The organism is Gordonia abscondita (assembly GCF_032711245.1).
Taxonomy (GTDB): Bacteria; Actinomycetota; Actinomycetes; order Mycobacteriales; family Mycobacteriaceae; genus Gordonia.
Genome location: NZ_CP128986.1, coordinates 112,116 through 130,184, shown reverse-complemented (window position 1 = coordinate 130,184; position 18,069 = coordinate 112,116). Strand labels below are relative to the sequence as shown.

Annotated in this window: 19 protein-coding genes and 1 tRNA gene; 5 read left to right on the top strand and 15 right to left on the bottom strand. The window is 65.7% G+C overall.

The features are described 5' to 3' along the window. The 4 genes from MP11Mi_RS00610 to MP11Mi_RS00595 all read right to left on the bottom strand — a co-directional run bounded on the left by MP11Mi_RS00610 (position 1) and on the right by MP11Mi_RS00595 (position 2,215). Complete coding sequence (locus MP11Mi_RS00610) at positions 1-315, bottom strand: DUF3817 domain-containing protein (RefSeq protein ID WP_420042158.1); 315 nt, start codon at positions 313-315, stop codon at positions 1-3. An 85-nt stretch (positions 316-400) separates the two neighbouring features. Further along, positions 401-805, bottom strand: coding sequence for a transcriptional regulator (locus MP11Mi_RS00605; protein WP_420040403.1), 405 nt, complete (start codon positions 803-805; stop codon positions 401-403). 109 nt (positions 806-914) lie between these two features. Further along, positions 915-1,598, bottom strand: coding sequence for a response regulator transcription factor (locus MP11Mi_RS00600; protein WP_420040402.1), 684 nt, complete (start codon positions 1,596-1,598; stop codon positions 915-917). Beyond that, positions 1,595-2,215, bottom strand: a complete 621-nt coding sequence (locus MP11Mi_RS00595) for a phosphatase PAP2 family protein (RefSeq protein WP_420040401.1) — start codon at positions 2,213-2,215, stop codon at positions 1,595-1,597. The genes MP11Mi_RS00600 and MP11Mi_RS00595 overlap by 4 nt, the downstream gene beginning before the upstream one ends. 107 nt (positions 2,216-2,322) lie before the next feature. Between MP11Mi_RS00595 and MP11Mi_RS00590 the strand changes: the two genes are divergently transcribed. Further along, positions 2,323-2,985 carry a DNA alkylation repair protein gene (locus tag MP11Mi_RS00590; RefSeq protein ID WP_420040400.1) on the top strand — a complete coding sequence of 221 codons (663 nt, stop codon included), beginning with the start codon at positions 2,323-2,325 and terminating at the stop codon, positions 2,983-2,985. Between the two features lie 45 nt (positions 2,986-3,030). Here the strand turns inward: MP11Mi_RS00590 and MP11Mi_RS00585 are convergent, their stop codons facing one another. Beyond that, positions 3,031-4,419 carry an NAD(P)/FAD-dependent oxidoreductase gene (locus MP11Mi_RS00585; protein ID WP_420040399.1) on the bottom strand — a complete coding sequence of 463 codons (1,389 nt, stop codon included), beginning with the start codon at positions 4,417-4,419 and terminating at the stop codon, positions 3,031-3,033. A gap of 260 nt (positions 4,420-4,679) precedes the next feature. Here MP11Mi_RS00585 and MP11Mi_RS00580 point away from each other — a divergent pair, with 260 nt between their 5' ends. Further along, entirely contained in the window at positions 4,680-5,645 is a 966-nt protein-coding gene (locus tag MP11Mi_RS00580; RefSeq protein WP_420040398.1) for an acyl-CoA thioesterase, read from the top strand. Between the two features lie 135 nt (positions 5,646-5,780). Here the strand turns inward: MP11Mi_RS00580 and MP11Mi_RS00575 are convergent. Beyond that, positions 5,781-5,862 (bottom strand) — tRNA-Leu (locus MP11Mi_RS00575). Between the two features lie 47 nt (positions 5,863-5,909). Here MP11Mi_RS00575 and MP11Mi_RS00570 point away from each other — a divergent pair. Then, positions 5,910-7,412, top strand: coding sequence for a DUF7782 domain-containing protein (locus tag MP11Mi_RS00570; protein WP_420040397.1), 1,503 nt, complete (start codon positions 5,910-5,912; stop codon positions 7,410-7,412). 15 nt (positions 7,413-7,427) lie between these two features. Here MP11Mi_RS00570 and MP11Mi_RS00565 read toward each other — a convergent pair whose 3' ends face one another. Next, on the bottom strand, positions 7,428-8,006 hold the full coding sequence (locus tag MP11Mi_RS00565) for a lysophospholipid acyltransferase family protein (protein WP_420040396.1): 579 nt from the start codon (positions 8,004-8,006) through the stop codon (positions 7,428-7,430). 156 nt (positions 8,007-8,162) lie between these two features. Between MP11Mi_RS00565 and MP11Mi_RS00560 the strand changes: the two genes are divergently transcribed. Beyond that, the gene (locus tag MP11Mi_RS00560; RefSeq protein ID WP_420040395.1) at positions 8,163-8,678 is read left to right on the top strand and encodes a TetR/AcrR family transcriptional regulator; all 516 of its coding nucleotides are present in this window, start codon (positions 8,163-8,165) and stop codon (positions 8,676-8,678) included. Here MP11Mi_RS00560 and MP11Mi_RS00555 read toward each other — a convergent pair. Genes MP11Mi_RS00555 through MP11Mi_RS00545 form a run of 3 tightly spaced genes read right to left on the bottom strand, consistent with a single transcriptional unit; the run spans position 8,675 to position 12,925 of the window. After that, positions 8,675-9,964, bottom strand: coding sequence for a trans-sulfuration enzyme family protein (locus tag MP11Mi_RS00555; RefSeq protein WP_420040394.1), 1,290 nt, complete (start codon positions 9,962-9,964; stop codon positions 8,675-8,677). The genes MP11Mi_RS00560 and MP11Mi_RS00555 overlap by 4 nt on opposite strands. Beyond that, positions 9,961-11,091, bottom strand: a complete 1,131-nt coding sequence (gene opgC / locus MP11Mi_RS00550; protein ID WP_420040393.1) for an OpgC domain-containing protein — start codon at positions 11,089-11,091, stop codon at positions 9,961-9,963. Before opgC ends, MP11Mi_RS00555 begins: the two co-directional genes overlap by 4 nt. Positions 11,092-11,137: 46 nt before the next feature. Next, on the bottom strand, positions 11,138-12,925 hold the full coding sequence (locus tag MP11Mi_RS00545; protein ID WP_420040392.1) for an AMP-dependent synthetase/ligase: 1,788 nt from the start codon (positions 12,923-12,925) through the stop codon (positions 11,138-11,140). Positions 12,926-13,045: 120 nt separating this feature from the next. Here MP11Mi_RS00545 and MP11Mi_RS00540 point away from each other — a divergent pair, with 120 nt between their 5' ends. Further along, positions 13,046-14,803, top strand: a complete 1,758-nt coding sequence (locus MP11Mi_RS00540; RefSeq protein ID WP_420040391.1) for a DEAD/DEAH box helicase — start codon at positions 13,046-13,048, stop codon at positions 14,801-14,803. 50 nt (positions 14,804-14,853) lie between these two features. Here MP11Mi_RS00540 and MP11Mi_RS00535 read toward each other — a convergent pair whose 3' ends face one another. The 5 genes from MP11Mi_RS00535 to MP11Mi_RS00515 all read right to left on the bottom strand — a co-directional run bounded on the left by MP11Mi_RS00535 (position 14,854) and on the right by MP11Mi_RS00515 (position 17,961). Further along, positions 14,854-15,444 (bottom strand): TetR/AcrR family transcriptional regulator, encoded by a 591-nt coding sequence (locus MP11Mi_RS00535; protein WP_420040390.1) that lies wholly within the window; start codon positions 15,442-15,444, stop codon positions 14,854-14,856. A gap of 117 nt (positions 15,445-15,561) precedes the next feature. Then, entirely contained in the window at positions 15,562-16,143 is a 582-nt protein-coding gene (locus MP11Mi_RS00530) for a hypothetical protein (RefSeq protein ID WP_420040389.1), read from the bottom strand. A 93-nt stretch (positions 16,144-16,236) separates the two neighbouring features. Next, entirely contained in the window at positions 16,237-16,668 is a 432-nt protein-coding gene (locus tag MP11Mi_RS00525) for an HIT family protein (protein ID WP_420040388.1), read from the bottom strand. 86 nt (positions 16,669-16,754) lie between these two features. Then, positions 16,755-17,144 carry a DUF4189 domain-containing protein gene (locus tag MP11Mi_RS00520; RefSeq protein ID WP_420040387.1) on the bottom strand — a complete coding sequence of 130 codons (390 nt, stop codon included), beginning with the start codon at positions 17,142-17,144 and terminating at the stop codon, positions 16,755-16,757. Between the two features lie 28 nt (positions 17,145-17,172). After that, a complete protein-coding gene (locus tag MP11Mi_RS00515; RefSeq protein ID WP_420040386.1) occupies positions 17,173-17,961 on the bottom strand; it encodes an LppX_LprAFG lipoprotein in 789 nt (262 codons plus the stop codon). Positions 17,962-18,069 lie beyond the last annotated feature (108 nt).

Sequence of the window (18,069 nt, the reverse complement as noted above, 5' to 3'; positions counted from 1 at the left end):
TCAGACGTCGAACTCCTGTTTCACTTCGCGGGCGCGGATGTGTTCGAAGTAGAACGACAGGAACGGGATGGTCCCGGCGACGGCAGTCGTGACCAGCTTCCCGATCGGCCACCGCGCCTTGATGCTGAGATCGACCGTCATGATCAAGTAGATGAAATAGATCCAGCCGTGGGCGATGCCGACCCAGCCGAAGCCGTCGACGTCGAACCCGTACTTGCTGATCACCTCGGCGACGAGGAGGAGTAGCCAGACGCCCGTGACCCAGGCGAGGATCCGGTAACGCAGAAGCGCCGACTTGACTCTCGCACGTGCCACGGGGCCTAGTGTCGCGGCGGTGGTGGCTGCGGACCCGCCAGCGGTCGGGGTGTTCTTCTCGGTCACGTGTCGTCCTTCAGTGCAGTCAGGCGTCGTCGCGCCGGTCGTTGAGTCCGGCGAGGTACCGGTTGTACTCGGCCAGTTGGTCGTCCGGTTCGGCGTCGAGTACGGCGACGGTCGGGTCGGCGGCACTGGGCCGTTCGGGCAGAATGCCATCCGGGATCTCGGAAGGGCCGCGTTTAGAGGTCTTGTCGACGACAGCGTCCGGGTCGCCCTCCATCACCACGAATCGTCGGTACGCATACAGCACAGCGATGGCGAAAGCCGGCCACTGCAGGGCGTACCCGAGATTCTGGAAGGTGCCAGACGACGATTCGAAGCGACTCCACTGCCACCACGCGAGCGCGAGACACGCGACCGCCGCGACGACGACCAGTGCGATCAGCGCGGGACGATGTCGCTTCTGGATGGGGGATGCTGCCTCGGTCACGACCTCCACGGTACCTGGCATGGCGAAGCGGCCTGGCTCACAGCGCCCGCTCGACGCATACGACGTCGACCGCCGCTAGCAACACGCGTGGGCTCGGCCGCAGCGGAGATCACGGAACGAAGCGATAGCCAAAGCCGCGGACGGTCTCGATGAGACTCACGCCCTCGGGATCGATCTTGGCGCGGAGTCGTTGGATCGCGTTGTCGACGAGCCGAGAGTCGCCCAGGTACGTGTGATCCCACGCCATTTCGAGGAGCTGGTCCCGCGACAGGACTTGGCCCGGGTGGTCGGCGAATGCGAAGACCAGACGCGTCTCCGTGGGGCTGAGCGCGATAGGCACGCCGTCGCGCGACACTTGGACGGCCGTTCGGTCGACGGCGAGGCCGCCGACCGCGATGACGTCGGGACTAGGTGACGAATCGGGTTCGACAGCACTCACGCGGCGTACGTTTGCCTTGATCCGGGCGTCGAGGACACGTGGGCTGACCGGTTTCACCACATAGTCGTCAGCACCTGCTTCGAGGCCGGCGACCATGTCGATGTCGTCCGACCGTGCGGTCAACATGATTACCGGAACGTCCCTGATTGCGCGGATGGCGCGGCACACACTGAAGCCGTCGGAGCCGGGGAGCCCGATGTCGAGGATCACGGCGTCGATGGACGACAGTAGCGTCGGTAGCGAATCGCCGGGATCGGATGCGATCGACGTGACCACATAGTCGAGGCGTTCAAGACTCATCTTGAGCGCCTCGACGATGTGGGGATCGTCCTCGATCAGCAGCAGTCGGGTCATTCTCGCAAGTCTCGCACAGAGTGCCCCCGCACCGGCAGGATGCATTCGGCCGCGAACGCGGCAGCGGCCGCGACCAGCCAGCCGGCAATCACGTCGGATGGGCGATGCCATTGCAGGCCGACAACCGCGACCGACACGATCGCTGCTCCGGCGAGAGCAATGGCGGAGACCACCCAGCGCGCACGTTCGGTGCTGACGGCGATCAGCGCGAACGCCGCCGCGGCGAACGCGGCGACCGTGTTCGACGGGAACGAGTTGGTCAGGGAGCCAATACCCAGCGCCGGCCGCTGCAAGCCGTCCTTGAGGAAGACCGCTATCGCGACGGCGCCCAGGACCAGGATCGCCGTGTGAGCGGCGAGGCGCGGGGAGCGTCGGACCGCGCAGACGACGGCGACCACAGCGCCGATTCCCGCGAGCACCGCCGACTGGTGATCGCCGAGCCACCCGCTGGTCGGGACGTCGCTCCCGAAGCGGGCGGCCCAGGACTGCATTGTCTGCTCGTCAGAGGCTTGACCGGGATACGACATGACGAACAGGCCGAACGTTCCGGCGAGAAGCGCGAAGGCGGCGATGGCGCCAGCGAAGGTGCCAACGCGGTGAGAAGCGGTTTCGGACATAGGACCACCGTGCCCGACGACGGTCACAGAATCGCGGCGCCAGGTACCCGGAGTGTCGCAATTGTGTCGCAGCCGGAGGTGTGAGCCTTGTTTCGTAGGGTGGAGCAATGACTGCGAAGGTGGCCGACCTGCTGGCCGAACTGGCCGAGAGCGACGATCCGAAGACGCGCGTCGTCAACGAGCGGCACGGCGACAACCACGGAGTGAAGCTGTCGGTGCTGCGCGGCATCGCCAAACGATTGAAGACTCAGCAGCCCGTCGCCGTCGAACTGTGGGCGACGGGCGACACCGCCGCCCGCCTGCTGTCGTTGTTGATCTGCAAGCCGAAGGAGTACTCCGCAGACGACCTCGACGCGATGCTGCGCGACGTTCGGACGCCGAAAATCCAGGACTGGTTCGTCGGGTACGTCGTCAAGAAGAGTCCGCATCGCGAAGAACTGCGGACCGCGTGGACCGCCGACTCCGACCCGATCGTCGCGGCTGCCGGGTGGTCGTTGACCGCCGATCGCGTGATTTCGGACGCGGACGGACTCGACCTGTCCGGGCTCCTCGACGCCATCGATGCGCAGATGAAGGACGCGCCGGACCGGTTGCAGTGGGCGATGAACACGACGCTCGCCCAGATCGGCATCGGCCACCCGGAACTGCGCGAGCGCGCGGTCGAGATCGGTGAACGACTCGAAGTCTTGAAGGACTACCCGACGTCGCCGGGCTGCACGTCTCCCTACGCTCCGGTGTGGATCGCGGAGCTGGTGCGCAGACAGAGCTAAGACGCGAGAGTCTCGAGTGCGAGTCGTCGCTCGTCCGCCCGACGATCAGGCGGGTTCCGCGGCACCCCGGGCTTCATCGGCTGTCGGCTGGGCCGACAGGTACCGCTCACGAGAGTCGTCGAGTTCAGCGAGCCACGCGGTGTGGTGGATCGTCGCCATCGTGCCGGTCATCACCGACCGGTACGCCTGGTCACGGTAGGTGAGGATATTCGTCTTCTTGTCCGTCTTCCAGGCCAGGAAGGTATCGACGACCTCGTCGAGATCGAACATCGGATAGTCGGTCTGGTTGATCAGATCCCGGATGTAGTCGGCCTGAAAGCGGACAGCCGCCGGATCGTCGTCGACCTTGCCGTACGTGTCGAGCCACACGTCGATATGCGCCTGCCGGGCGGCGGCGTCGGGAAGTTCGATGCGGCCGAGGATCAGGTCGCGGACGAACCATGCCTGTGCGTCGAACATGTTGAACGTGAACCACTGGTCCTGGGCGCCCAAGTAGTGAATCTTCGGGTTCGCCTGCCACGTCACCCCGCGGTACAGACCGTTCGGGTATAGGTTGTTCGGCGAATCGATCTGCGCGTCGTGCGGCAGAAACGGGTAGTGGTGCAGATAGCCGGTGCACAGGACCACCGCGTCGAACTCGCGCGATGTGCCGTCGACGAACGTCGCGACCGCGCCGTCGAATCGGGTGACCTGGGGGGCCTCGTCGACGCCTTCGGGCCATGCGAAGCCCTGCGGCGCGGACCGGTAGCTCATGGTGACCTGCCGGGCGCCCATCTTGTGCGACTGGATGCCGATGTCCTCGGCCGAATAGGAGCCGCCGATCAGGAGCAGTCGTTGGCCGGCGAATCGTTCTGCTCCGCGGAACTCGTGGGCGTGGATTACTTCGCCGGGGAATGTCTCGATGCCGTCGAAATCGGGCACGTTCGGGAACGAGAAGTGTCCGGTGGAGACGATGATCTCGTCGAACACCTCGGTGAGCGTCTTCTTGTTCCGCAGATCGTCGACGGTGAGCGTGAACGTCTGCGTCTCGTCGTCGAACTCGGTCCAGCGGACCGCGTGCGCGAACAAGACTTTGTCCTTCACCCCGGACTGTGAGGCCCGACCGTCAATGTAGTCCCACAACACTTCACGGGGCGGGTAGGACGAGATCGGGCGGCCGAAATGCTCGTCGAACGTGTACTCGGCGAACTCGAGGGCTTCCTTCGGTCCGTTGGACCACAGGTTGCGGTACATGCTCGAATGCACTGGCTCACCGTAGTGGTCGGTTCCTGCCCGCCACGTGAAGTTCCACTGCCCGCCCCAGTCGTCCTGCTTCTCGTAACAGACGATGTCGGGGGTCTCGGCGCCGTCGCTCTCTGCCGACTTGAAAGCGCGCAGGGCGGCCATTCCACTCGGCCCCGCGCCAATGATCGCAATCCTTTTTCTACGCTGCACAAATACCTTCCCACCCGCGAGAACCTCTCCGGATGACACGTCCACTCTCGGCAGTGAGTGTTGGTGAAGTCAATTTCTGGTCGTGCATTAGAATTGGCCGCTTCGAATTTTATTCCGAGACGTCGGACGCCCTGTCGGGCACGTGCCGCACGGTGACATCGGTGTTACTGGCAGATCACCGAATTCTCGCGCCCGCACCCCGACGACCAGTGCGTTCATCGCCACCGCCAGGATCGTTCCAACCGACTGAAGGAACAGCGATGATGAACGATCGACAGATCACCTTGCGGTTCATGGCCGCGCCGACAGATGTGGCGACCATCGGCGGCGGTGTCCGCGGCGGCCGGATTCTCGAATGGGTCGACAAAGCCGCCTACGCGTGCGCGGCCGCGTGGTCGGGCGGATACAGCGTCACCGCTTACGTCGGGAACATCAGCTTCGGGCGGGACATCGCGTCCGGCGACCTCGTCGAGGTGATCGCAACTCTCATCCACACCGGTCGCACGAGCATGCACATCGAATGCGAGGTGCGGTCCGCCGATCCGCGGGTCGGCACGTTCACCCAGGCGAGTCGATGTCTGCTGGTCTTTGTTGCCGTGGACGAGGACGGTACGCCCACTCCTGTGCGGCAATGGGTTCCGATGCGCGCGGACGACGTCGCCCGCGAGATGTTCGCGCTCGAACGGTCGGACATCCGCAGCAAGATCACTACGGCGATGGCCGACGCCGACTACTCCGGCGCGACGGCCGCACTCGAAGCATCGACCCGCTTTCTGGCGGCGCCCACCGACATCAATTGGGGTGGCAAAGCGCACGGCGGCCGCGTCATGGGGTGGATCGACGACGCCGCCTACCTGTGTGCGGTGCGTTGGTGGTCGGGGGAAGCGGTGACTGTATACATGGGTGGAGTTCGCTTCTATCGGCCGATCCACATCGGTCAGGTCGTCGACGTGACCGCCCGCCTCATTCACACCGGTCGTCAGACGATGCACGTCGCTGTGCACGTGTATACGCACTGGCCGCGTGAAGGGTCGCACACCAGGCGTCTGGCCGCCTACAGTCTCACGGTTCTCGCCGCGCTGGATGCGGCAGGCGACGCCACCGACGTCACCCCGTGGGCACCGCAGTTGCCAAAGGATGTCGCGTTGGACCTGCACGCGCGGGAACTGATCGCGATTCGTGGGCGCAGGTCGCCCGCGAAGGAGCATCGGATGGTCGAGATCTGACCAGTTCCGGCAGAAGTCTCACGTATACGGCGAAAAGCCCCGATATTCTGCTTGAGCGTCCATATACGTGGGAGTAATGCCAGATCACTCCCAGTCCTGGATTGCTCCAGAACCCGGAGTGCTCCGGCAACGCTGTGCGCGAGGCGGGACTTGAACCCGCACGTCCGTAGACACTGGAACCTAAATCCAGCGCGTCTGCCAATTCCGCCACTCGCGCATGCACGCGCGACGCGTGCATGAACACTGTACCGGTACGCTCGGGCCGTGACGGCATACCCTCTCGGTGACCCCGGCCTCGTCGACGCGCTGGGCAGCGCCTTGCGTGCGGCGGACTTCTCGTCCGACGGAATCGACGGCCTGCTCGGCGAACAGGCGGGTGCCGCACTCGTCGGCGGCACCTGGTGGCCCGCGCTGCGGGCCACCCGTCGGGCTCCCGCTCAGAAGCAGTCGCTTGCCACATTGGTTCGACTCTTCCTCCTCGGCTCGACCGAATCGGAAGCGGACGTCGCCACCGCGTTCGGTGGACTGGCCGTGGACGACCTCGTTGACGGCGGTGTTCTTGCCCGTGACCACGACGGTGTCCGGGCGCTCCTCGATATCCGCCCGCACGGCAGCGACGAGGCCGACTATCTCGTCGTAGCTGACCAAGATGCCTCGATGCGTTCGGGCGCCGTCGCGCACGACCATGTGCTCGGGATCGGCGGCGCATCGATGTCGTTGGCGCAGGCCGTGATTCGCACACCCGCAGCGCGTTCCCTCGACTTGGGTACCGGGTGTGGTGTCCAGGCGCTCCACATGAACGGGCATTGCGGTGACATCGTCGCTACCGACACCAACCCGCGTGCGCTCGCGTTGGCCGCGGCGACCGCGCGACTCAACCAGATGTCGTGGGATCTTCGCGCCGGCAATCTGTTCGAACCTGTCGCGGGCCAGACGTTCGACCTGATCGTCTCCAACCCTCCGTTCGTCGTCGGCAGCGGAGCGCAGGACTACATCTACCGCGACTCCGGGATCGTCGGCGACGGCGTGAGCAAACACCTCGTCGAGAACGCGCGGACCTATCTGAACCCGGGCGGTATCGCACAGATGCTCGCGAACTGGGTCGTCTACGACGAGGACAACTGGGACGAGCGTATCCGGAGCTGGGTTGACGCCAGCGGGCTCGACGCATGGGTCGTGCAACGTGAACTAGCCGACCCGATCACCTATGTGTCCCTGTGGGTATCCGATGCGGGGGAGTCGGCCGTCGACGCTGCGCGGCGCGGCGCCGACTGGCTCGACTGGTTCGAACGCGAAGGCATCGTCGGCATCGGCATGGGGTCGGTGACATTGCGCCGACCCGTCGAGGATCGACCCGCCGACATCGTCATTGAAGAGATCACCGCGGCCGGACAGGAAGTGACCGGTTTCGAAGCGCAGGCTTGGTTCAACCGACGCGACTTCCTTCGCGCCACTTCTGATGCCGACCTCCTCGCCGCACGTCTGCGAACGGCTCCGGTCTTCCTTGAAGCCCAGTCGCTGCCGGGCGATGACGGCTGGCAGCAGGTCGGCGCATCCGTCACCCGCCCCGGTGGGCCAGGCGCAGTACTGGCAGTCGACGAAGTCCTGACTGCGCTCTTCGCCGGCTGTCGCGGCGAAGTCCCGCTCGGCGCGCTCATCACACTTCTCGCGGATTTCCACGGAGTCGACGCCGATGCGCTCGCCGAAGCGGCCATGCCCAGCATCCGTGAGGCGATCGGCAGAGGAGTCCTGTTCGTCGTCGAGTGATTCGCCCTGGCCGGGTCAGCGTCGCGCATATTCGTCGACGTAGTCGAGATCGCCGAGTGCTCGGATCGCCGCCATCAGCCGGTCAGTGCCAGAGCGGATATCAGAGTCAACGCCAAGGAGGTCGGCGACGGCGAGCGGTGCCCCGATGCGGACCGTCACCCGACCCGGCACTATCCGGCGGGCCCCAGGCGGATTCACCTCGTCGGTTCCGGCCAGGGCGACGGGCACGATCGGTGTTGTCGGCATTCTCGCCGCGACCCGCAACACACCGGTATGCCCGCGGTGTAGTCGTCCGTCGGGTGAGCGTGTGCCTTCCGGGTAGATCGCCCACACGCCGCCCGCGGCGAGGGTCCGCTCGGCTGCGGTGAGGGCAGCGTCGTCGCCCGATCGGCTGACGCGAATCTGCCCGGTTCCCGCGAAGAACGATCGCGACAGCAGGCCCCGGACACCGGTTCCCGTGAAGTACTCCGATTTGGCGAAGAAGGACAGTCGGCGCTTGGTCGACAACGGGAGAACGAGTGAGTCGATTTCGGCGAGATGGTTCGCGGCGACGATCACCGGTCCGCGGGCGGGAATGTTTTCGGTGCCGGACACGTCCAGGTCGATTCGCCGCCGAAGGGCGGGCCCAAGCAGGACGTGCTTGCACAACGGATACAGAACAGGTGGCGCTACGTGCATCGGGCCCTCCGGACTAGCGGTGTAGACAGTGTCTACTCGACATCGTGACCGACCTCGGTAGACACTGTCAACATGGCCGAAACGACACGCGACCGTCTCATCGCAGCAGGCGTGCGGATCGTCGACGAACGTGGATTCCGTGACGTCGGCGTCCGGGCGGTCGCCGCTCGGGTCGGCGTCTCACACGGTGCGCCTCGTCGGTACTTCGCCACGCTCGACGCTTTCCTTGCGGCAATCGCGGCCGAAGGCGTCGCCGACCTTGACGCGGTCCTTCGGCCTGCGATCGGGGCGGGTATCGGCAGCGCGGCTGTCGCCTACTGGCGTTTCGCCCGCGAACGGCCCGGCATGTTTGAGCTGATCTTTCGCCACGACGTCCTCGCGGGAGCCGGCGGAAACCTGCGAGCGACGACTGGGGCGTGGTTCCGCGCGATCGTTGACGAGATCGGCGACGCCGAACAGGCGTTGGCCTGCTGGTCGGCGGTCCACGGCCTGTGCGTTCTCGCGGCGACCCGGGTGCCGGAGGCGGTCGGCGTCGCAGTCGACGAGGCTACCGTCCGGCGGGTGGCGGAGAACGTCGGCGTCGGCTAGGTCAAATGTGTTGTGCGGGCGGGCGAAGTCGCGATGTCGAGTGCGGCCGCCAGGTCGGCGCGAAGGTCGCCTACGTCCTCCAGGCCGACTGAGAAGCGGAGGTGTCCGTACTCGCGGAAGCCGTCGGGGTAGGTGGCTACGCGCGGGCCAGTGCTGCTGACGTGGACGATCAACGATTCGTCGTGTCCGACCGACACCGCCGACGTGATGACTCGTAACGCGGCGACGAATCGGTTCTGCAGGTCCGGGTCGCCGTTCAACGCGAACGACATGATGCCGCCGAAGCCCGCGTCCGATCCGGCGAGGCCGCCGAATTGGCGGAGCGCGGTCGCGTGCTGGGGATGCGACTCGAGTCCCGGGTAGGCGACGTACGCGATCCGCTCGTCGGCCTCCAAAAATCGTGCAAGCTCCAACGCCGACGCCTGATGCTGGCGCAGCCGCAACGGCAGGGTGACCGAACCGCGCATGATCAGCCACGCGTTGAACGGGGAGATCACACCGCCGACGTCGACCATCGCCTCCGAGCGGATCGGCTCGACGACGTCGGCCCGGCCGATCACCGCTCCGCCCATCGCGTCGCCGTGGCCGTTGATGTACTTGGTCAACGAGTGTACGACCAGGTCGGCGCCGTGATCGAGCGGCCGGAACAGCGGCGGGGGAGTGAACGTCGAATCGACGACGAGCAAAGCGTCGCCCGCATGCGCGATCTCCGCAAGTCCCGCGATGTCCGCCACCTTCGTCGTCGGATTCGCGATGACCTCGGTGACGATCAGCCTGGTGTTCGGGCGCAGCGCCGCGCGCACCGCATCCAGGTCGGCGATATCGACGAACGTGGCCTCGATGCCATACTTGCGCGGCAGCAGTGACGTCCACAACTTGTACGTCGCCTCGTACGTCGCGTCGGCGACGACGACGTGATCACCGACCGACACGTGGCCGAAGAACACTGCGTGCAAAGCGGCCACCCCGGAGGCGAGCGCGACGGCGTCCTCACCGTGATCGAGCGCCATCAGTTTGTTCTGCAGCGCGATCTGGTTGACGCCGGTATTGCGGGTGTAGGTCAGGTGGTCGGGATTGGACCAGTCCATCGTCGACGGATCCTCGGGCAGCCGGTACGAGTTGGCCATCGTGATCGGAACCCGGATCGCGGCGCCCTCGGCGTCGGACCCCGGCATGTGATTGCCGCCGTGCACGCTCCACGTCTGTTCGCCGACGGTCGCCGGATCGTGCCGGTCGGGTCGTTGCTGCCCGCGTCCGTCCTGCGCCGATCTGTCTTGACCTGTCATGACACCCTCTCTCCTCGTCGTACACGGGTCGACACACCCCGGACCGCCCGCACCGGCAGCCGATGGAGCTTGTCGATCCCGAACCGGGCACGGGCCTCCGCCCACGCCCAACAGATCGCGAAGACACCGAGCGCCATACAGACCGATTGAGTCTGCGACCACGGACGCTCGAGCAGCACCGCGGGGATCGCCAGAAGGCACGTCGCCTGGATGACGTAGGCGTCGAGGCTGCGCGCGCCGGTCGAGACAAGCGGACGCAGCACATCGCGACGAGTCCAGCGTAGGACTCGCGCCAGCGCCCCGTACAAGGTGGTGATCACCAGGAACGAGACGACGACGCGAACCGGGCCGAGGTGCACCTTGTCGATCAGGAAACTCGCATGCGGCAGTACGTCGTGGGAGCGGATCACGTCCTCGATCGTGAAGGCGAGCGCCAGCGACACCGCGATCAGCACGGGCAGCACGAGATCGATGCGTTCGGGGATCCGCCACGCCTCCCACTGCCATCCGGCGATCAACGCCAACATGAAGACGATCTGCCAGGCGGCCCAGTTCTGGATGCCGTACCAGTCTGGCGCGGAATGGATCATCATCCACGATGCGGGCCACGCCTGGCTCACCACGTACAAGGTGATCGACGCGCAGGCGACCGCCGGCCACCAGCCACGCACGAGCATCGCGATCGCTCCGACCGCGATGACCATCAGGATTAGGTACATGAGCAAGATATTGCCGCCGCTCGGCAGATAACGGAGGGTCAACGCCCACTCGACCTTGGTCCAGGTGTCGGGACGATACGGGAGAACGGCGACCGCTCGGAACTCGCGCCCGGTCATCTCGGTCGCCACCCACGCCGCCACCAGGCCGATCACCGCCTGACATACGTACAGCACGGCGATCCGCCGCAGAAGGCGAGTCATGCTGTAACGCAATGAGAACCGCTGCGTCCACCGTTGGTGGACGATGCCGAGAACGAGTCCGGACAGCAGAACGAACGCACTCATCCCGTCGACATACGGGAACGAGTGCGTTGGTTCGGCTGCCCAGGTGCCGTCGGCGAAATGAAGGCTGACCATGCTCCAGATGGCCAGACCTCGCAACGCGTCGATCGCGAGGTCGCGCCTCACAGGTGGATGGAGGGCGACCGGCGCAGCGGCGTCAGATCTGTAGGGCTCACGTGTAGAGGTCGGCGATCGCCTGCTTGTACGAGTCGTGGATGACACTGCGCTTGAGCTTCAGCGTCGGCGTCAGCTCGCCGGTCTCGATCGTGAAATCAGTGTCGAGCACCGAGTACTTCTTGATCGCTTCGGCGTGCGAGACCTTGGAGTTCGCCTCGGCGACGGCGGCGTCCAACTCGGCGCGGATCTCAGTGTTCGTCGTGAGTTCGGGCAAGGTAGTCGACGCAGGCAGGTTGTGGCGCTCCAGCCAGCCGGGAAGGGCCTCCGGGTCGAGAGTGATCAACGCCGCGATGAACGGCTTCTGGTCGCCGACGACGAGACATTGACTCACCAGCGTATGTGCGCGGATCGAGTCTTCGAGTTGTGCCGGGGAGACGTTCTTACCGCCCGCGGTGACGATGAGCTCCTTCTTGCGGCCGGTGATGAACAGGTAGCCGTCTTCGAGGCGACCGATGTCACCGGTGTGGAACCAGCCGTCCCGGATAGCGTCGGCGGTGGCCGCATCGTTCTGCCAGTAGCCGGTAAACACCATGCCGCCCTGCAACAGGATCTCGCCGTCCTCGGCGATCTTCACCGAGACGCCCGGGACCGGGTGGCCCACCGAACCGATTCGGCTGTGGTCGTCATTATTGGCGGTGACGGCAGCGGTGGTCTCCGAGAGACCGTAGCCTTCGTACACCGGGACGCCTGCGCCGCGGAAGAAGTGGCCGAGACGATCGCCGAGCGCGGCTCCGCCGGAGATCGCGCCCTCGCAGTTGCCGCCGAGCGCGTCGCGGAGCTTGCCGTAGACGAGCTTGTCGAAGATGCCGTGCTTCAGCTTGAGGACGAGGCCCGCGGACCCGGCTTCGGTGGCCCGGCTGTACTCGATCGCCGTGTCGACAGCCTTGGCGAAGATCGCACCCTTGCCGCCGTCGATGGCCTTCTGCTCGGCGGTGTTGAAGACCTTCTCGAACACGCGCGGAACCGACAGCACGTAGCTCGGTTTGAACACGGCTAGGTCGGCGACCAGGTTCGGGATGTCGTTGGTGTGGCCGAGGACGACCGCATTCTCGACACAGCCGACGGCGACGACACGCGCGAAGACATGGGCCAACGGGAGGAACAAGAGTGTCGACTTACCCTCCTGGAGTCCGTTGCCGACAGCTTCGGCGGTGGCGGCACACTCTTCGAGGAAGTTGTGGTGCGTCAGTACGACGCCCTTGGGTCGGCCGGTGGTGCCCGACGTATAGATCAGCGTCGCGGCATCGGCGGCCTTCGCGTTCGACTCGCGCTCGTCGAGTGCCGAGTCCGGCACGTCGGCGCCACGCTTGCGCAGTGCGTTCATCGCACCGTCGTCGATGACGAGGGTCTCGCGCAGAGCGGACGCCCCAGCGATCACCTCCTGGTGCTTGCCGCGGTGTTCGGGGGTCTCCAGGATCAGCACCGACGCCGCCGAGTCCGTCAGGATCCAGTCCACCTGGTCGGGGGAGGAGGTCTCGTAGATGGCGACCGTCGTGGCGCCCGCGCGCCAGATCGCGTAGTCGAGCACGCTCCACTCGAAGCGGGTCGACGACAGCAGTGCGACGCGGTCGCCCGCGTTCACGCCCGCGGCGATCAAGCCCTTCGCGATCTCGTCGACCTCGTCGCCGAACTGGGCGGCGGTGACCGTCACCCAGTTGCCTGCGTCGCTCCGCCGCTTGAACAACGGCAACGTCGGCCGCTGTGCGCGGTACTGCTGCAGTTTGGTGATCGTGGTCGTATTCGGGTCGACGGTGGTGATGGAGGGAGTGGTGTACTCCTGCATCGTGAAACCCCTTCGGCGAGAAGTGCGCAACTCAGGCAGCGCTGGATATGTGAGTCGCACAGTACCGTAGAAGGTGGTGAGGGGTGTCACAGCCCTATTTCGGGGTAGCATCTATAGGCGATGACTACCGAAAACCCTGACTCTGCCGCTCCTGATTCCACCGGCGGCCCCACTTCTGGCTCCACGTTCGACGACTTCGGTATCGACGTCCGTGTGCGCGCGGCGATCGACGAAGTCGGGTACGAGACCCCGTCGCCCATCCAGGCGGCCACCATTCCTCCACTCATGGACGGCCGCGACGTCGTCGGTCTGGCGCAGACGGGCACCGGTAAGACCGCGGCTTTCGCGATCCCGGTCCTGTCGAACCTCGACCCGTCCGCACGTAAGCCGCAGGCGCTCGTCTTGGCCCCGACCCGCGAGCTCGCGCTTCAGGTCGCCGAGGCGTTCGGCCGCTATGCGAGCAAGATGCCCGAGGTCAAGGTTCTGCCGATCTACGGCGGACAGAGCTACGGTGTCCAGCTGGCCGGGTTGCGGCGTGGCGCCCAGGTGATCGTCGGCACCCCTGGCCGGGTGATCGACCACCTCGACAAGGGCACTCTCGACCTGTCCGAACTCCGGTTCCTCGTGCTCGATGAGGCCGACGAGATGCTGACGATGGGATTCGCCGAAGACGTCGAGCGCATCCTCTCCGACACCCCGGACAAGAAGCAGGTCGCGCTGTTCTCGGCGACGATGCCCGCGTCGATCGGCAGGCTCGCACGCAAGTACCTGAACAATCCGCAAGAGGTCACGGTCAAGGCGAAGACCGCGACCGCGCAGAACATCACGCAGAAGTACTTGCAGGTATCGCACCACCGCAAGCTTGACGCGCTCACCCGCATGCTCGAAGTGGAGCAGTTCGACGGGATGATCATGTTCGTCCGCACCAAGTCGGCGACTGAGGAACTCGCGGAGAAACTGCGCTCGCGCGGGCTCTCTGCGGTGGCGATTAACGGCGACATGGTGCAGGCCCAGCGTGAGCGCACCATCAACCAGCTCAAAGACGGTTCCATCGACATCCTGGTCGCTACCGACGTGGCGGCCCGTGGACTCGACGTCGACCGCATCTCGCACGTCGTCAACTACGACATCCCGCACGATGTCGAGTCGTACGTGCACCGCATCGGTCGTACCGGCCGCGCAGGTCGGTCGGGCATCGCGCTGCTATTCGTCTCGCCGCGCGAACGTCACCTCCTGCGGTCCATCGAGCGGCACACGCGCCAGCAACTCGAAGAGATCGATCTGCCGAGCGTCGACGACGTGAACGCACAGCGCGTCCTCAAATTCGCCGACTCGATCACCTCGAACCTCGGGTCGGACCACCTCGACATGTTTCGGGGCCTGGTGGAGAACTACGCCCGCGAGAATGACGTCACGATGGCCGATATCGCGGCGGCACTTGCTCTCGAGTCGCGCGACGGCGGTTTCCTCATGGCGCCGGATCCGCCTGCCAGCCAGCGGCGTGAGCGTCCCGAGCAGGAGCGTCGTGAACGCGCTCCGCGCAATGGCGGCGGGCACTTCGCGACGTACCGGATCGCTGTCGGCCGTAAGCACAAGGTGTCGCCGGGGGCGATCGTGGGAGCCATCGCCAACGAGGGCGGTCTGACGCGCGGAGACTTCGGCAACATCAGCATTCGCGACGACTTCTCGCTCGTCGAGCTCCCGAACGATCTCGACTCGGAGACGCTCAACCTGCTCAAGCACACGCGGATCGGCAAGAACCCGATCGATCTGCGCGCCGACCTCGGTGCCCCGCGTGGCCGCGGAGGCCAGAAGTACAACAAGCGGGACGGCTACAACAAGCGCTCACCGCGGGTGGCAGGCCGCGGTCGCGGCTGAAGCCGCCGGGTGGTCGTGGCCTCTGGTCGGTCGAGCGGAGTCGAGTTCTGTCAGACTCCGTCGATGACCTGCTGGAGCCTCGGCCCCCACTGCGCGACGACCTCGTCGCGGGTGAGGTCGGCGAATAGCGGTACTCGCAGCAGATACCGCATCGTCGCGACGCCGAACAGCATGCTGACCGTGATGCGTGCAGTCTCAACGGGGACGCCCATCGACTTCGCGACGAGCGGAACCATCTCGGAAGACGCGAACTCGGCGAACGCGCTGGGACTGCTCTCGTCGTTGATCGCTGAGCGGAGGAGCCCCTGCATCGCACTTCCGGTCTCGGTGCCTTCCCACACACGCGTGAACTCGGAGATCATCCGTTCGCCTAGCTGTTCGCGCGGGCCGTCGGTCGCTCGGCGGATCTGATCGGCCGGATCGATAGGCACTTCGAGCGCGGCGACGAACAGGCCGTGCTTGCTCCCGAAGTAGTAGGGGACCAGTGCAACGTCGACGCACGCCTCGGCGGCCACTGCGCGCATCGACGTGGCGTTGAACCCTTTGCGCCCGAATAGATTCCGTGCGGCGCGCAGGATGTCGTCGCGGGCGGTGGAGTCACTGGTTCGGCGTCCGGGTCGGCGGGGTGACTTGTCGATCATGTCTCCATTGTACGCTTATTTCAACGATCGTTGATATGCTGGTTAAGGCCCTTCGACGGCTCGCGCCGTCGTGCGTCAACGGTAGCCTCGATCGTCGCGGCGGTCCGCTCGCCGCCCTCACACCTGGGCGAGTCGGCGCCGCACCTCGGAGCGACGACGGTGCGCTCTCTGCTGGTGGGCGGTTAGATCGGCCCATCGGTCGGCGAGGTCGTCGGTCGGTGACTCCTCGCATGCCAGGGCCATCTTCGACACCAGGGCGATGTAGCCGCGCCGGTACCAGTGATCGACGACGGCGATCGCGAGATGCGGGACATCGGCTCCGCCGGGTAAGGGTCCTTGTCCGGTAGGCGCACCGATCTCAAGGAGTACGTTGCGTACGCTCGCGCGCGCTTTCGGATCCGACAGACTCTCGGCCAGGAGGGTGGGGGTGACCGGTAGCGCGCCATCCACGCGGGCGACGACGGCCGCGAACACGAGAGCGTGATCCCGACGTATGAACAGCGTGGTGTCGAGCGGAAGGACATCGGCCCGAGCGACCTGATCAGGTCCAAGCGCGCGTTCGATCGCCGTGCCGACCAGCGCGTGCACGGCGATCACGGTCACCGAGTCGGGGGCCCAGATGAGCGAGGTGAGGAACTCGAGCTCCAGTGCGATGGTGTCGTCGACAGGATCGAGGTCGGGTCGCTCGTCGTCTGCCACGCCGGAATCTTACAGCGCCGCGCGTGCCGGTTCAGGGACCATTCGCGCCGCGACGTCGGCTCAACGTAGGCGCCCGACGCGAGTCCGCGGTGCTCATGTCCGCGTCGCGATCGCCGAACGCAGTTGTGCCGCAATGGCCTTCAGGTCGCCCGGGCGGCGGGTGAGGAACCCTTTCGCAAACGTCAACTTGTCGCCCGACCGGCGAGGAACGATGTGGACGTGCGTGTGGAACACCGTCTGCATCGCAGCCCGTCCGTCGTTGAGCGCGAGGTTCACGCCGTGGGCGCCGAACTCGGTCCCTTTGAGCGCGTTCGCGACTCGTTGCGCGGCCGCCAGCAGGGGAGTGCCGTACGCCGGATCCAGATCGGACAGGCCGGACGAGTGTCGACGCGGGACCACCAACGTGTGGCCGCGCGCGATCGGCGCACGGTCGAGGAAGGCGACGACGTCGTCATCGGCGTAGACGATGTGTGCAGGTCCGCGTTCGGCGACGATCTCGCAGAAGACGCATGCGTCGTCAGTCATACGTGGAGTCTAAACAGGCGCGACCCGAGACCTGCTGTCAAGCGCGGGCCCGGGTCGGCGGGGAGGCGACGGATCTGGCCGAGTGGTCAGCTGTGACCGGAGGTGCACACCCAGTCGTAGATGTAGCCGCCCTCGGCGTTGTAGCGCGCATACGACTGCGCCTCACTCAGGCTCGACCCGGTGCCGTAGCCCCAGTAGCGCGAACTCTGCGCGACGGCGCCGCAGCCATTGGCGAACTGCGCTACCACGCGGCAGTCGTCGTAGTAGCAGAAGCTCATTGCGGTACTAGCCGCGGTCGCGGAGTCTTGGTAGTCCCAGGATCGGCCGGTCTGGCCGGTGCTCGGTGACAGGGCGATGGCGCCGTAGTAGGCGGCGGCGTTGGCGGGCGCGGGGTCGATCACAGACGGGACGGTTAGGGCCGAGCCGACTCCGACGGCGATCAAGCCCGCAGTGACGATGCGGTTGCGAATGCTCATGACTTCTTCTCCTGGCTCAGAGTGGGTCTCAGTTGGCCTTGTCGCGGGTCGGCTCCCCGGACTTCGGCGCTTCCGGCTTCTTGGTGGGGGATTCGATGTCGGCAGGCTTCTTGACGTCGACCTTCTCGTTCCACTTGTCCAAATCGACGGTCATCGTCACGCGTTCGGTCGGGCTGACCACCACGCGGGCGACCTGCTTGTCGTCCTTCGCGATATAGATGGTCGCGTCGTAGGAGGCGTCGCTGCCCGGTCCTTCGGCGGCGGTCGACGTCAATGCAGACAGCGTCTTGCCGGAGACGGTGCCGGTGATCTTGGTGGTGGCGACGCCGTTAATCGTTTCGTCGCCTGCCTCCTGCGCGCCGTCAACGTTTCGCAGAATGTTCGCGACGCCCGCCTCCGGATCGAGGATCTTGGAGATGTCGTAGATCGACCGGCCGTCGCCGTAGTCCTGGAATCCGGAACCGTCGACGTTCGCGTACAGCTTGCCGTCGATGTACACGAACGGTGCGTCGACGGTCTTGCCGCCCATGTTCAGAGTGGTGGTGCCCTTGCCCTCGAGTTCAGGCTTGGTCTCGATGTCGGCGTCGACCTTGGTGGCGTTGATGCTCTGCAGCTGCCCGTCGACCGTGAGGACCACGTGGGCGCCGGTGAGGTCCTGCGTCGCCGTCGCCGCCGCACTCAGGGTCGACGTGGCCGCCGCGTCGGAAGCAGGCTTCTCGTCACCGCCGTCGTCGCTGGTGGAGCAGCCTGTCAAGACCATCGCGGCCGCGATGGTGGCGGTGAATCCGCCCGCGATCAGTCGGTTGGAACGCTGCATGGGCGATCTCCTTCTCCCCTGGGGTGTCGGACCGAAGTGTCCGGCTCGTCGGTGAATTCTCGTATGAAGGGTATTACGTCGGCGGTCGAGAAGGCCGGTACGCGTCGT

What these genes read in the sequence shown, in the direction of transcription:
- MP11Mi_RS00600 (WP_420040402.1), bottom strand. Translation starts at nt 1,598, where the DNA reads ATGACCCGACTGCTGCTGATCGAGGACGATCCCCACATCGTCGAGGCG.
- MP11Mi_RS00595 (WP_420040401.1), bottom strand. Translation starts at nt 2,215, where the DNA reads ATGTCCGAAACCGCTTCTCACCGCGTTGGCACCTTCGCTGGCGCCATC.
- MP11Mi_RS00590 (WP_420040400.1), top strand. Translation starts at nt 2,323, where the DNA reads ATGACTGCGAAGGTGGCCGACCTGCTGGCCGAACTGGCCGAGAGCGAC.
- MP11Mi_RS00580 (WP_420040398.1), top strand. Translation starts at nt 4,680, where the DNA reads ATGATGAACGATCGACAGATCACCTTGCGGTTCATGGCCGCGCCGACA.
- MP11Mi_RS00560 (WP_420040395.1), top strand. Translation starts at nt 8,163, where the DNA reads ATGGCCGAAACGACACGCGACCGTCTCATCGCAGCAGGCGTGCGGATC.
- MP11Mi_RS00555 (WP_420040394.1), bottom strand. Translation starts at nt 9,964, where the DNA reads ATGACAGGTCAAGACAGATCGGCGCAGGACGGACGCGGGCAGCAACGA.
- MP11Mi_RS00545 (WP_420040392.1), bottom strand. Translation starts at nt 12,925, where the DNA reads ATGCAGGAGTACACCACTCCCTCCATCACCACCGTCGACCCGAATACG.
- MP11Mi_RS00540 (WP_420040391.1), top strand. Translation starts at nt 13,046, where the DNA reads ATGACTACCGAAAACCCTGACTCTGCCGCTCCTGATTCCACCGGCGGC.
- MP11Mi_RS00535 (WP_420040390.1), bottom strand. Translation starts at nt 15,444, where the DNA reads ATGATCGACAAGTCACCCCGCCGACCCGGACGCCGAACCAGTGACTCC.
- MP11Mi_RS00525 (WP_420040388.1), bottom strand. Translation starts at nt 16,668, where the DNA reads ATGACTGACGACGCATGCGTCTTCTGCGAGATCGTCGCCGAACGCGGA.
- MP11Mi_RS00520 (WP_420040387.1), bottom strand. Translation starts at nt 17,144, where the DNA reads ATGAGCATTCGCAACCGCATCGTCACTGCGGGCTTGATCGCCGTCGGA.
- MP11Mi_RS00515 (WP_420040386.1), bottom strand. Translation starts at nt 17,961, where the DNA reads ATGCAGCGTTCCAACCGACTGATCGCGGGCGGATTCACCGCCACCATC.